Genomic DNA, 13,242 nt, shown 5'->3' on the forward strand with positions numbered 1-13,242 from the left:
TACGGCGACGAATTCGCTGAGTAAACCCGGAAAAACCGGTCATCAGTCACTCTACTGCCTCAGAATCCGACAGCCGTGGTCCTGAATTTCCTCTGATGAAGCCAGATTCAGGCGCAGCAACTGACGTTCGGTAGCCAGCAGGACGAAATCCCCGTCGGGAAGCGGCACCATAGCCAGTCCATAGCGCCCCATATGCGCGCGAGCGCCGGGCACTTCATCCGCCAGCAGGCGGAACGGGCTCTTCCTGCGCAATTCATCGGCGCCAATCCGGCGTGCTATATAGCGATGCCCGTTAATATGTTCACGCAAAGGCTGCCAGCGCGCTCCCACGTGAATAGCGCTACGATCAAGCTGTTCCCTGACTTGCCGGCGCAGACAAGAGATATGAATATGCAGGTGATTCTGAGTACGACCTGCCCGGGAGTTGACCGTGAGCGCGATTGCGCCATCCGGCACTGGCGCACCGAGCTTCACGCTCATCAAATCACGGGCCTGCCATGCCAGCCAGAAATAGTCTGGCGTTGAGGCGTCCAGCAGCATCGGACTCTCGATGCCGTTAATTTTGATGACCGGAAGCAGCAGGTACTGCAATGGGCCATTGCGATCCTTAAGAACAGCCGCGTCCCGCGAGACCCGGGTGCAGGGGGCAGGATCGCCCTGACGCCAGCCTGGCAGGCACTGTTCCAGAACGATATGGCGCAACGCATCCGGATGCCCGACCAGATGAACATAACCGGCAACGGCCAGCAGCGCCAGGGGGATTATCAGTAACAGACGTCGCACGCGTTTCTCCTGCTTTCGGGAACAGGCAGCGTAGCGTAAACGGCGGAAATAAAAAACGGCCCCGCAGGGCCGCTCCGTTAGCGTCGGCTAATCTGATCGAAGATACCGCCGCTGGCAAAGTGAGTCTTCTGGGCTTCAGCCCAGCCGCCCGCCAGTTCATCCACGGTATAGAGCTTCAGTTTCGGGAATTGCGTCGCGTATTTCTTCGCCACTTCCTCATCCCGCGGCCGGTAGAAGTTTTGCGCCGCAATCTCCTGCCCCTGGGGTGAATAGAGATACTTCAGATACGCTTCCGCCACCGGTCGGGTCTCTTTCTTATCGACCACCCGATCCACTACCGAAACGGAAGGCTCAGCCAGAATGGATTCGCCTGGGGTGACAATCTCAAACTTTCCCTTACCCAGTTTTTTGGTGGCCAGCAGCGCTTCGTTTTCCCATGCGATTAATACATCGCCAATGCCCCGCTCCACAAAAGTGTTGGTGGCACCGCGAGCGCCGGAATCAAGCACCTCCACATTCTTGTACAACGCTTTCACGAACTCCTGCGCCTTCGCTTTATCGTTGTTATTGTGGTGCAGCGCATAGCCCCAGGCGGCCAGATAGTTCCAGCGCGCACCGCCGGAGCTCTTCGGATTCGGGGTGATCACAGAAACACCGGGCTTAATCAGATCGTTCCAGTCGTGGATCTGTTTCGGGTTACCTTTACGCACCAGGAACACAATAGTCGAGGTATAGGGCGCCGAGTTATTCGGCAGGCGCTTCATCCAGGCCTTATCGATCCGCCCGCGCCGGGCAATCGCATCGACGTCGTAAGCCAATGCCAGCGTCACCACATCAGCCTCAATGCCGTTGATTACCGAAGTCGCCTGCTTACCGGATCCACCATGGGACTGGCGAATCACCACGTTATCTCCCGTTTCCTGTTTCCAGTGAGCCGCGAAAGCTTTGTTATAGGCTTCATACAGTTCGCGGGTGGGATCGTAAGAGACATTCAGCAACTGGACATCCTTCGCCAGCGCGCCCGTTGATGCCAGTAACAGCGTGAGTCCGACACCCCATTTATGCCCGTTGCCGGAAGGCGGCAAGCGAGTGAGTCCCCGGGAGCATAGCCGTACTATGTGACCGGGGTGAATGAATGTAGCCAACGCACCTGCCGCCTGAAGTATAAAGGGGATATTCATTATTCGCTCTCATCGTCGTTATTCGGGGCATAACCGAAGCCTGCCAGAAAGCGATTGATTGATTAAAGAATAAAAAAAGATTGGCTATAACTTTGAAGCATAAAAATCGTCAGTAAAAAGGCCGCTATCATAGCGGCCTCTCGCAATACTCTGCCAAACGGCTCAGTACAGCTTTTTAGCGCAGTCCATCCAGTCACTTTTGAATGGACGCTTCATGTTCTCGATAGCGTCGATAATATCATGGTGCACCAGTTTCTCATTCTGGATGCCGACACAGCGACCGCCGAACCCCTGCAGTAACAGTTCAATCGAGTAAGCGCCCATACGCGAGGCCAGAATACGGTCGTAAGGGCACGGAGAACCGCCGCGCTGAATGTGACCCAGAACGGTGGCACGGGTTTCACGCTTCGTTTCGTCCTCAATGTACTTCGCCAGCTCATCAACATCGCAGATGTGTTCAGTAATCGCCACGATGGCGTGTTTTTTGCCTTTGGCGATACCGGCTTTGATTTCCGCGACCAGATCTTCACGCTTAAATTCCACTTCCGGAACCACGATGAATTCGCAGCCACCGGCAATCGCCGCCGCCAGGGTCAGATCGCCGCAATAACGGCCCATCACTTCGACTATCGAGATACGCTGGTGGGAAGAGGACGTATCACGCAGGCGGTCAATCGCTTCAACGACGGTGCCCAGCGCGGTAAAGAAACCGATGGTGTAGTCAGTACCTTTAATATCATTGTCGATGGTGCCCGGCAGACCGATGCAGGGGAACCCCATTTCGGTCAGGCGCTTAGCCCCCATGTAGGAACCGTCGCCCCCAATCACCACCAGCGCATCCAGGCCGCGTTTTTTCATGTTCTCGATAGCGACGTTGCGAATGTGCTCTTCGCGGAATTCAGGGAAGCGAGCGGACCCCAGGAAAGTACCGCCGCGGTTAATCATGTCAGAAACGCTGTAACGATCCAGGCTGATCATCCGGTCTTCGTACAGGCCAAGATAGCCATCGTAAACGCCAAAGACTTCGAGCCCTTCCGTCAGCGCGGCACGAACCACGCCACGAATCGCAGCGTTCATGCCAGGCGCGTCACCGCCACTCGTCAATACACCGATTTTCTTAATCATGACTACCTCTGAACTTAGAATGCTAATTAATCCCGTTGCCGGAGACCGTACGGTGACCCCGCAATGATCAACCACGATGCTACAGATAGTATACCAGTTGCCGCTTGCTGAATTGATTCAGGTCAGGCCATATGGCGGTAATTTATACGAAAAAACGCCTTTATAAACCTTTTTTAGTCCTTTCGTTGCGGTTCTGGTACTACCGAGCAGGGATCCTGATGAATGATCACGTCAGATCCCGGAAAACGCTGCAAAATTGCCAGCTCTACGCGATCGGCAAGCCGATGCGCCTCTACAAGCGGCAAACGGTCATCCATTTCCAGATGGAGCTGAATAAAGCGGGTCGGCCCTGACTGCCGCGTTCGGAAATCATGTGCGCCACGAATACCCGGACAGCCGTGGACAATCTCTTCGATCGCCTGAAGCTCCTCTTCCGGCAGCGCACGATCGAGCAGTGACTGTACCGCTTCATAACCCATGCGCAGGGCGCTATACAAAATATAGATGCCAATTCCCAGAGCAAACAGGGAATCTGCCCGATGCCATCCAAACCAGGACAGGCCAAGTGCCACCAGGATGGCTCCGTTCATCATGACGTCAGACTGATAGTGAAGCATATCGGCGCGTACCGCCTGACTACCGGTACGGCGAACCACCCAGCGCTGGAAGGTGACCAACACCAGCGTACTGACCAGCGCCACTACGGTCACGATAATACCCACCAGCGGCTGATTCATCGCTACCGGCTGCGCCAGGTGCTGAATACCGGTCAGCACCAGAAACAGCGCTGAACCACAGATAAACATGCTTTGTGCCAGCGCTGCCAGCGACTCCGCCTTCCCGTGACCGAAAGTGTGCTCTTCGTCAGCGGGCTGAAGCGAATACCGCACCACCAGCAGATTAGTCAGCGATGCACCAATATCCACCAGGGAATCCACCAGCGCCGCCAGGATACTGACCGATCCGGTATACCACCAGGCGAAAATTTTAATCAGCAACAGCAACGACGCCATCACCGTCGCCGCTACAGCTGCCCGGCTTACCAGCCGCCCATACTGTTGATTCATAACCCTTCCTCTGCGTAATCGCGGCTAGTATAGCGAACAGGTTCGCGGCAGGGAGTGAAAATTTCATTTACAGGGCAGCGGCGACCACATAGCACCGCACTGACTCGTCGGTTAGGGCGCAATTTCCAGCGCGCCAGCGACATCACCAGCATCAAGACGCCACAGCATGACGGTCATTACAATGTCATCCTGCGCACCACGGCCATCAACAAGCACACCGGCGACCCACGGCGCATAGAACGGCAGTAGCTCGCGCTTTTTCGCGGCTTTCAGTTCGTTTGAACGGATGTTTTTTAACGTGCGGCAGTCTTCAGCCAGCTTTACCAGCATCTGCTCGTAGGCGGTTGCATGGCGCAGCGGGGCTTGTTCCCGCTGCGCAACTTGAGAGGCCGAGACCCGCATCATGTGACGCTGTGCGGGGCTCGTCATGGGCTTACTCTCCGCCTTCCGGTACTTCTGGTTCGGTGAAATCACCCTAGGTGATGTTTTCCAGCAGGCACCTGGCGGCATATGCTTCGACCACATAGTCGATGTTCATCGACTCATCGTTTTCCACGCGGTCTTTTTTCGGGTTCTCATCAATGCTGCGGCGGTGGCTCTCATCCATGAAGTAGACAGAGAAGTTTTCCAGCGTGGTGACTAACACCGCATTCGCCAGGAAGTACGGCACGCGCACGGCTGGCAGGTTACCGATGCTCTTCTGGCTGATGATGATAAGCGCAACGTACTCGCGAGCACCTACATTCCGCACCCGCTGCTGTCACGGCAGGATTTCAGCCGCTTTGCGCTCGACTATCTGGTTTTTGGTAACGCCTTGCTTGAGCAGCGCCACAGCATCACCGGCCAGTTAATCAAACTGCTGGCCTCACCAGCCAAACACACCCGACGTGGGGGCGATGATTCGATTTTCTGGTTTGTGGAAAACTTCACGCTGCCGCATGAGTTCGCGCCTGATACCGTGTTTCACCTGCTGGAGCCCGACATTAATCAGGGGCCTGCCCGAATATCTCAGCGCACTTAATTCCGCCTGGCTGAATGAACCCGCGACGCTGTTCCGCCGCAAGTATTATCAGAACGGCGCGCATGCGGTACATCATGTGTATGTGACCGACCCGGCGCAGAGTGCGGCCGACATCGAATCGCTGCGCGAGGCGATGCGCAACTCGAAAGGGCTCGGCAACTTTAAGAACCTGTTTTTCTACGCTCCGGGCGGAAAACCGGACGGCATAAAAATCGTGCCACCGAGCGAGGTCGCCACAAAGGATAACTTTTTCAACATCAAGAAAGCCAGCGCCGCCGACCTGATGGACGCGCACCGCGTACCGTTCCAGCTTATGGGCGGTAAGCCCGAGAATATCGGCTCACTCGGTGACGTTGAAAAGGTGGCAAAGGTATTCGTGCGTAACGAACTGTCGCCCCTGCAAGACAGATTCAGGGAGGTAAACGACTGGCTCAGCATGGAGGTCATCAGGTTCAAAGACTACGCCCTCGACAACCCGGAATAACTCCCCCTCAAGCCGCCAGCATGGCGGCTTTTTCATACCCCGTTACCATCACACCTCAGACGCGCCACGCGCGCACCACCGCGCCAGACCACCAAACGAGCCGACAACAATCACGACAGCGCCATCACGACGCGCTCAGACAATAATTTTTAATATTACGCACCACCGCTGGCGTGCAATGCTTTCCCCGTCACGCCGGCCCGCTTTATGGGTCGGTTTTAATGCAGTTGCATAACCACTCTGGAGCCGCGCCAGCTCTGGCGGCGCACGACAAGAACTGGCAACCTCGACGCATGCAAAACAATGCACCCGATGCATGCACGGCTAAAAAACGAGGAAATCGCAGAAAAATGGCGTAAAAGACCGGCCTATGCGAGCCACTAAAAATGCGACAACTCAACGGAGTAACCGTTATCTGCCATATATTGAATCAGCCGCTCTTTCACGGCGTTCAGCCACCCCTGCACCGTCATATTCCACCCCTCGGGAGCAAAATCATATCGGTAACGCTCTGAAAATATCTGAACACCGTCAGGTCGCGACTCTATCTCTATTAGATTCGCCAGCAGCATTCTGAGGTTAAATTCTGGTGAAGTGGTGAGATATTCATTCAGCAAATTATCAAAATCACAATCCGCATCAAAAATATCACAATCCTGACCAAAGTAGACCACGACAAGATTGTCCATTTCACATGGTTTAGTTATATCTGTATCCACGCCCCCTCCCCTATGGCATCGGAAATGCCGTCACAATGTAATAAAGCTTACCACTATATGTTGTTGGCCTGATAACCAGTCGCACTGAATAAGCCTTTTGTACTGAATCGCCCCCTTTTTCAATATAATAACCCACAGGCACACTAAATCTATGCGTATAAACTAATGTAGTGCGCGCATGAGAGTATTTTAGCGCCGATTTAATCTGATTTTTTTTAACGGAAAATACTTCTGAAACGACCAGCTCAGCTTGTCTAAGATTAAAAAAAGAGCCAGATACTTTAATTCGCGGCTCCATAAAGCGGGCTTTCAATTGTTCCGGCGTTCGCCCCACATGCCGTGCGATCGTGTGCCCCAACCTACCGCCTTCATGATCCAGCAAGCGAATTCGCCCCGAGTAGACCGCACCAACCCGCGCAGCTCCGGCAGCTCCCGCAAACGCAAACGGCACTGCGATATCAACTGTCACGCCTACCTTATAGGCCGTGTCGGCACTCGCACCAAGCTCTCCTGCTGCCATTTCCGCAAGCTGTGCAGTAGCGGTAGACGCCTGTCGCCCGGTAATAACCTGTTTAAACGCCGTCGTAATGGTATCAAGGCTATGAGACCCAACAACCACGCACCCGGCCTTAGATAACATCGTTGGTTCAGGAACCACGCACAGAACGCCCGCCCCGAACGTTTCAACGACGCCGCTAATCACGCCAAACCCACCCCATATCCGGTTACTCATTACCTCACCTTCGCTGACAGTCTTACCTCGCAAAATAGCTGCCATCTGAACGGGTGATATCGTGATGGTAAGTCCTTCTTCGTTATGCATAAAATCTCCTTTTTCTCGCTCGGAGATTAATACCAGGATTATTGCTTGTCACGGACAGGGTCAATAATCACTCACCAGGTTAACGCCTCGCCGGGCTCATTATTCAACCCCGCCAGCACTGAAAGTAAGTTTCATTACTGTCGGGGTTCCGATTATCGACAACGCGGCGGCGACTGATATGGCGATATTTTCGGGCCTCTCGCTGGAAAGAATAGCCCACAACAAAGCTCAGACACCCAGCCCGCATTATCCCTGACAATTTCAGCGCATCCGCCCCGGTCGTCGCCAGTCATATTCTCGTTAATCATAATTTGCTGCAACCAATGAATAATTGCCATCATTTTCAGGTTATTCGATGGATATCGCGGCAGTAATGGCGGCATTTTATGGTGTATCATTTTTCTGTTTCCTCCCCGAACGCCCGCACACAAATAAAATTTGCATCACGTGAAAATTTATCGACCTTTCTTAACCATGCTTTCCCCGCCTCCTGACATGTGTACTTACCGCCTATTTCCGCCGTAGATATCGCCGTGCCAGTCGTCAAAACCAGCGTTATTATCAGAATAAAACCATTCATCTTAAAGCTCATTTATGTCGAGAATTCCGCCACTCATCAGGGGCCGGATAGCGGAAGCTGTCGCATTTGAGCGCCACACAATAGCCAATTCTGCGCAAAAAGAATGGGCGGGAAAGAAAACAGACCGCCGGACACTTACCGAGCTTCTGGATAAGTGGTGGAAATACCACGGCGAAAACCATGAGCATGGCAAGAAAGAGAAAGGGCACCTGATGAAGACCATAGAGGTTATCGGTGATATTGCTGTCAACAGACTGAGCAAGCGTGAGCTGATGGAATACCGCTCAAGCAGGATTCGCGCCGGTATCAGTGCAGCAACAATAAACCGGGACATCTACAGGCTGTCAGGAATGTTTACCAGGCTGATACAGTTTGAAGAATTTTCCGGGCCCAATCCCGTTCACGGATTGCCACCACTGACCGAAGATAACCCGGAAATGACATTCCTGGAGGAAAGGGAAATAGCCGCACTTCTCAACGTCCTGGAAGGTGACAAAATACTCGTCACGCTCCTGTGCCTGAGCACCGGCGGACGCCGGACAGAAGTTGTTACCCTTCGCCCCAGTCAGGTCATAAAAGGCCGGGTCACATTACTGAAAACAAAGAACGGGAAAAAGCGCACGGTTCCCATTTCTCCGGAGCTTGAGAAAAAGGTAAAAAGCGAGGCAAGCGCCTCTCTGTTCAGTGTTGATCATGAGAAGTTTTGCGAGAAGCTACGCAGCGTACAGCACGACCTGCCCGTCGGCCAGGCAACGCATATTTTACGGCATACGTTCGCAAGCCATTTCATGATGAACGGAGGCAACATAATCGCATTGCAGCAGATTCTGGGGCACGCCAGCATTAACCAGATGATGGTCTATGCTCATCTAACCCCGACTATTTACAAATGCGGTTACACTAAGTCCATGGAAGGGAGAACAGGAGTCTCCACACTCCAGAGCCATTAAAACTATCCCAGATCATTCAGCCATAGCTAACTAACTGAATGTGCTTGACCAGAGTTGTAAATGACTGATAAAAAAAACCCCGCTAAAAGCGGGGGAAGACAGGGATGGTGTCTATGGCAAGGAAAACAGGTTTGTTACTGGTGACGCTGATTACCGCTGCTACTAAGCCGTAATCCGGAACTCGGTTTCATCTCCGCCAGGTCGCGCAGTTGCTCCATACGCTGACGGTGCTTATCGTTTAAAATCGCCTGCTGCTCAGGCGTTAGCAGGTGGAACATCTGGTTGCGAACCTTAGCCATTTCGACCTGGCGCTTAACCTGTTCCTGAGCCATTTTTTCGGCCTGAGCGCGTACGGCGCTTTCGTCAAATTTTTTGGCAGTGACCAGCTTATGCATGGTCTCGATTTCGCTAACATTAACAGGCGATTTTTCATGTCTGGCCTGTTGCATGAGATCGCGCAACTGTTGGCGCTGGTGTTCAGTTAAACTAATGCCGTCAAACATATGGCCCTGAACACTACTGTTTTGAGGCACCAGGACGCTGTCGGAATGCCAGTCACCACTCTTGATGGCTTCAGCAGCCTGGCCGGTAACCGCCGTTAGTGCCAGCGTCGAGGCCATGACGGCAGTGGTAACAATGCGCATCACTTAACTCCCAAATCATGTTGTGCTGCGATTCAACGAGAGCCAGTCTACGATTCTCGCTGCAAACAAGCGTCAGGGGGTGTAAAACAACGTAAAGTCATGGATTAGCCGTGCTGGATGACGTAATTTCTGCCTCGGAGGTATTAAAAATGAATAAAATCCTGTTAGTCGATGATGATAAAGAGCTGACTTCCCTGCTAAAGGAATTGCTCGACATGGAAGGCTTTAACGTGCTTGTCGCGCATGATGGCGAACAGGCTCTCGACCTCCTGGATGATAGCATTGACCTGCTTTTGCTCGACGTGATGATGCCGAAGAAGAACGGTATCGATACGCTTAAAGAGCTACGACAGACACATCAAACGCCGGTTATCATGTTGACCGCACGCGGTAGCGAACTGGATCGTGTTCTCGGCCTGGAGCTGGGCGCGGATGACTATCTGCCGAAACCGTTTAACGATCGCGAACTGGTGGCCCGTATTCGCGCGATTCTGCGTCGCTCTCACTGGAGCGAACAGCAGAGCAGCGAAGCCAGCGGCTCTCCGACGCTGGAAGTGGACGCCCTGAGTCTGAACCCCGGCCGCCAGGAAGCCAGCTTCGAAGGCCAGACTCTGGAGCTGACCGGCACCGAATTCACCCTGCTGTACCTGCTGGCGCAGCATCTGGGCCAGGTTGTCTCCCGCGAGCACCTGAGCCAGGAAGTGCTGGGTAAACGCCTGACGCCGTTCGATCGCGCTATCGACATGCACATTTCGAACCTGCGTCGCAAACTACCTGAGCGTAAGGATGGCCAGCCGTGGTTTAAAACCCTGCGTGGACGAGGCTACCTGATGGTATCCGCTTCATGATAAGTAGCCTTACGGCGCGTATTTTTGCCATATTCTGGCTGACCCTAGCGCTGGTGTTAATGCTGGTACTAATGTTGCCCAAGCTGGATTCCCGTCAGATGACTGAGCTGATGGAAAGCGAGCACCGTCAGGGCATTATGATTGAACAGCACGTGGAAGCGGAACTGGCAAACGATCCCCCAAACGATCTGATGTGGTGGCGTCGTCTGTTCCGCGCCATTGATAAATGGGCTCCCCCCGGGCAGCGCCTGTTGCTGGTGACAAGCGAAGGGCGAGTCATCGGCGCCCAGCGTAACGAAATGCAGATTATCCGCAACTTTATCGGTCAGGCGGACAACGCCGATCACCCCCAGAAGAAAAAATATGGCCGCGTTGAGCTGGTCGGCCCCTTCTCGGTGCGTGACGGCGAAGACAACTATCAGCTCTACCTGATCCGCCCGGCCAGCAGTTCGCAATCCGACTTTATTAACCTGCTGTTCGATCGTCCGCTGCTGCTGCTTATCGTCACCATGCTGGTTAGCGCGCCGCTGCTGCTCTGGCTGGCCTGGAGTCTGGCGAAACCGGCCCGTAAGCTAAAGAATGCCGCCGATGAAGTGGCCCAGGGCAACCTGCGTCAGCATCCTGAACTGGAAGCGGGCCCCCAGGAATTCCTGGCCGCGGGCGCCAGCTTTAACCAGATGATCACCGCGCTGGAGCGCATGATGACCAGCCAGCAGCGGCTGCTGTCGGATATCTCCCACGAACTGCGCACGCCCCTTACTCGCCTGCAGTTAGGCACGGCTCTGCTACGTCGCCGCAGCGGCGAAAGTAAAGAGCTGGAGCGAATAGAAACCGAAGCGCAGCGTCTGGACAGCATGATCAACGATCTGCTGGTCATGTCCCGCAGCCAGCAGAAAAACGCGCTGGTCAGCGAAACGCTCAAGGCTAATCAGCTATGGGCGGAAATGCTGGATAACGCCGCCTTTGAAGCCGAACAGAAAGGGAAAACGTTTGAGATAACCTATCCGCCTGGCCCATGGCAGATTTATGGCAACCGCAATGCGCTGGAAAGCGCGCTGGAAAATATCGTTCGTAACGCGTTGCGCTATTCGCATACCAAAATCGCGGTTAACTTCTCGGTGGACAACCAGGGTATCACCGTTACCGTGGACGACGATGGCCCGGGCGTCAGTCCGGAAGATCGCGAACAGATCTTCCGCCCGTTCTTCCGCACCGATGAAGCGCGGGATCGCGAATCAGGTGGTACCGGCCTGGGCCTGGCCATTGTAGAAACCGCCGTACAGCAGCATCGCGGCTGGGTTAAGGCCGACGACAGCCCGCTGGGCGGCCTGCGCCTGACGCTCTGGCTGCCGCTCTACCAGCGAACCTGACGCTATGCCCTCTCCGCCAGGGGAGGGCATACAGCTCAAAAACCTGCTATCCTTGGCCCCCTTCCAGAAGGGGGCATCCATGCTGAATATCGTGTTATTTGAACCTGAAATCCCACCCAACACCGGCAATATCATCCGGCTATGCGCTAATACCGGCTTCCGGCTGCATATCATTGAGCCAACTGGCTTCACCTGGGATGATAAACGCCTGCGTCGCGCAGGGCTGGATTATCACGAATTCGCCGCAGTCAGCCGTCATCGCGACTATTCAGACTTTATTGAGAGCGAACACCCGCAGCGACTGTTTGCGCTGACCACCAAAGGAACGCCAGCTCACAGCGCCGTAACGTATCAGGAGGGGGATTATTTGCTGTTCGGCCCTGAAACCCGCGGCCTGCCCGCCACTATTCTGGACGCGCTTGCGGCACAGCAGAAAATTCGGATACCGATGATGCCAGACAGCCGCAGCATGAATCTGTCAAATGCCGTTTCGGTGGTGGTCTATGAAGCCTGGCGCCAGTTAGGATATCCTGGCGCCGTATTGCGGGAGACCGTCTGACTCCGTAGCGGCAACGAGCTCAGATACCATCACCGTATTCGAAGCCATTCCAGTTGCCGTTAAAGTGCTGGTCCATATCCATCGATGGCTTCTCGCTACCGGGTTTTCCGACGATACGCGCCGGAACGCCCGCTGCAGTGGTATGAGGCGGAACCGGCTGAAGTACCACAGAGCCCGCGCCGATCTTGGCACCACGCCCCACTTCGATATTGCCAAGCACTTTGGCCCCCGCGCCAATCATGACGCCTTCGCGAATCTTCGGATGGCGATCGCCGCTGGTCTTACCGGTACCGCCCAGGGTGACCGACTGCAGAATAGAGACATCGTTTTCAATGACTGCGGTTTCGCCTACCACAATGCCCGTCGCATGATCGAGCATGATTCCCCGGCCAATTTTCGCCGCCGGATGAATATCGACCTGGAAGGAGACAGAAACCTGATTTTGCAGGAAAATCGCCAGTGCCCGGCGCCCCTGCTTCCACAGCCAGTGACCAATACGATGCGCCTGCAGGGCATGGAATCCTTTAAGATAGAGCAGCGGCGTGGAGTACTTATCTACCGCCGGATCGCGGGTGCGTACCGCCTGAATATCGCAGGCGGCTGCGGCGATCATCTGTGGGTCGGCCGCATAGGCTTCTTCCACCATCTCGCGAATGGCGATGGCAGGCATAATCGGCGACGCCAGCTTATTCGCCAGCATATAGCTCAACGCACTACCGAGACTTTCGTGTTTTAGCAGCGTTGCGTGATAGAAACTGGCCAGCATCGGCTCACAATCGGCCAGCGCCCGGGCTTCGGCTTTGATGTTATTCCAGACCAGTTCGACTTCTTCACACAACATTGCTCTCTCCAGACAAAAACAGCGGCTCTGACGATCCCGTACGCAATCGCCTGGCCGCATGATTATACCCGTCATACTTCAAGCTGCAGGTGCGTTGGCTACATTCAGTTATTCGCCCCATCCCTGGGCCTCACCCTTTCAGGGCCGCACTAAAGTGCGTTCAAATCTGTTCCTGACAGATTTGTCACCCCGGTCACATAGTACGGCTATGTGACCGGGGATTCACTCCCTTGCCGCCTTCCTGCAA

Annotated in this window: 12 protein-coding genes and 4 pseudogenes; 5 read left to right on the top strand and 11 right to left on the bottom strand. The window is 54.4% G+C overall.

Annotation, left to right across the window (positions count from 1 at the left end):
* Positions 1 to 51: 51 nt before the first annotated feature.
* From V3W49_RS12060 to V3W49_RS12085, 6 genes and pseudogenes are all read right to left on the bottom strand, one after another.
* A complete protein-coding gene (locus tag V3W49_RS12060; protein ID WP_500145741.1) occupies positions 52 to 783 on the bottom strand; it encodes a CDP-diacylglycerol diphosphatase in 732 nt (243 codons plus the stop codon).
* Positions 784 to 860: 77 nt separating this feature from the next.
* Positions 861 to 1,964 carry a sulfate ABC transporter substrate-binding protein gene (locus tag V3W49_RS12065; RefSeq protein WP_500145742.1) on the bottom strand — a complete coding sequence of 368 codons (1,104 nt, stop codon included), beginning with the start codon at positions 1,962 to 1,964 and terminating at the stop codon, positions 861 to 863.
* 162 nt (positions 1,965 to 2,126) lie between these two features.
* Positions 2,127 to 3,089, bottom strand: a complete 963-nt coding sequence (gene pfkA, locus V3W49_RS12070; protein WP_500145743.1) for a 6-phosphofructokinase — start codon at positions 3,087 to 3,089, stop codon at positions 2,127 to 2,129.
* A 173-nt stretch (positions 3,090 to 3,262) separates the two neighbouring features.
* Positions 3,263 to 4,156, bottom strand: coding sequence for a CDF family cation-efflux transporter FieF (gene fieF, locus V3W49_RS12075; RefSeq protein ID WP_500145744.1), 894 nt, complete (start codon positions 4,154 to 4,156; stop codon positions 3,263 to 3,265).
* Between the two features lie 117 nt (positions 4,157 to 4,273).
* A pseudogene (gene gpM / locus V3W49_RS12080) lies at positions 4,274 to 4,585 on the bottom strand (phage terminase small subunit); the annotation flags it as partial.
* Positions 4,586 to 4,631: 46 nt separating this feature from the next.
* Positions 4,632 to 4,871 (bottom strand): annotated as a pseudogene (locus V3W49_RS12085) (P2 family phage major capsid protein); the annotation flags it as partial.
* Here V3W49_RS12085 and V3W49_RS12090 point away from each other — a divergent pair.
* Positions 4,872 to 5,661 (top strand): annotated as a pseudogene (locus V3W49_RS12090) (phage portal protein); the annotation flags it as partial.
* A 380-nt stretch (positions 5,662 to 6,041) separates the two neighbouring features.
* Here the strand turns inward: V3W49_RS12090 and V3W49_RS12095 are convergent.
* The 3 genes from V3W49_RS12095 to V3W49_RS12105 form a co-directional block, all read right to left on the bottom strand.
* Positions 6,042 to 6,380: a contact-dependent growth inhibition system immunity protein gene (locus V3W49_RS12095; RefSeq protein WP_500145745.1), complete on the bottom strand. Its 339-nt coding sequence runs from the start codon at positions 6,378 to 6,380 to the stop codon at positions 6,042 to 6,044.
* 10 nt (positions 6,381 to 6,390) lie between these two features.
* The gene (locus V3W49_RS12100; protein ID WP_500145746.1) at positions 6,391 to 7,203 is read right to left on the bottom strand and encodes an RNase A-like domain-containing protein; all 813 of its coding nucleotides are present in this window, start codon (positions 7,201 to 7,203) and stop codon (positions 6,391 to 6,393) included.
* Positions 7,204 to 7,597: 394 nt separating this feature from the next.
* Positions 7,598 to 7,783 (bottom strand): hypothetical protein, encoded by a 186-nt coding sequence (locus tag V3W49_RS12105; RefSeq protein WP_500145747.1) that lies wholly within the window; start codon positions 7,781 to 7,783, stop codon positions 7,598 to 7,600.
* 44 nt (positions 7,784 to 7,827) lie between these two features.
* Between V3W49_RS12105 and V3W49_RS12110 the strand changes: the two are divergent.
* A pseudogene (locus V3W49_RS12110) lies at positions 7,828 to 8,767 on the top strand (phage integrase); the annotation flags it as partial.
* A gap of 100 nt (positions 8,768 to 8,867) precedes the next feature.
* Here V3W49_RS12110 and cpxP read toward each other — a convergent pair.
* Positions 8,868 to 9,377 carry a cell-envelope stress modulator CpxP gene (gene cpxP, locus V3W49_RS12115; RefSeq protein ID WP_500145748.1) on the bottom strand — a complete coding sequence of 170 codons (510 nt, stop codon included), beginning with the start codon at positions 9,375 to 9,377 and terminating at the stop codon, positions 8,868 to 8,870.
* A 149-nt stretch (positions 9,378 to 9,526) separates the two neighbouring features.
* Between cpxP and cpxR the strand changes: the two genes are divergently transcribed.
* From cpxR to trmL, 3 genes are all read left to right on the top strand, one after another.
* The gene (gene cpxR / locus V3W49_RS12120) at positions 9,527 to 10,225 is read left to right on the top strand and encodes an envelope stress response regulator transcription factor CpxR (RefSeq protein ID WP_500145750.1); all 699 of its coding nucleotides are present in this window, start codon (positions 9,527 to 9,529) and stop codon (positions 10,223 to 10,225) included.
* A complete protein-coding gene (gene cpxA, locus V3W49_RS12125) occupies positions 10,222 to 11,595 on the top strand; it encodes an envelope stress sensor histidine kinase CpxA (protein ID WP_500145751.1) in 1,374 nt (457 codons plus the stop codon). Before cpxR ends, cpxA begins: the two co-directional genes overlap by 4 nt.
* Positions 11,596 to 11,674: 79 nt before the next feature.
* Entirely contained in the window at positions 11,675 to 12,154 is a 480-nt protein-coding gene (gene trmL / locus V3W49_RS12130; RefSeq protein WP_500145752.1) for a tRNA (uridine(34)/cytosine(34)/5-carboxymethylaminomethyluridine(34)-2'-O)-methyltransferase TrmL, read from the top strand.
* A gap of 19 nt (positions 12,155 to 12,173) precedes the next feature.
* Here trmL and cysE read toward each other — a convergent pair whose 3' ends face one another.
* Positions 12,174 to 12,995 carry a serine O-acetyltransferase gene (gene cysE / locus V3W49_RS12135; RefSeq protein WP_500145753.1) on the bottom strand — a complete coding sequence of 274 codons (822 nt, stop codon included), beginning with the start codon at positions 12,993 to 12,995 and terminating at the stop codon, positions 12,174 to 12,176.
* Positions 12,996 to 13,242 lie beyond the last annotated feature (247 nt).

Source organism: Rosenbergiella sp. YN46 (assembly GCF_036620675.1).
In the GTDB taxonomy this organism is placed as follows: Bacteria; Pseudomonadota; Gammaproteobacteria; order Enterobacterales; family Enterobacteriaceae; genus Jejubacter.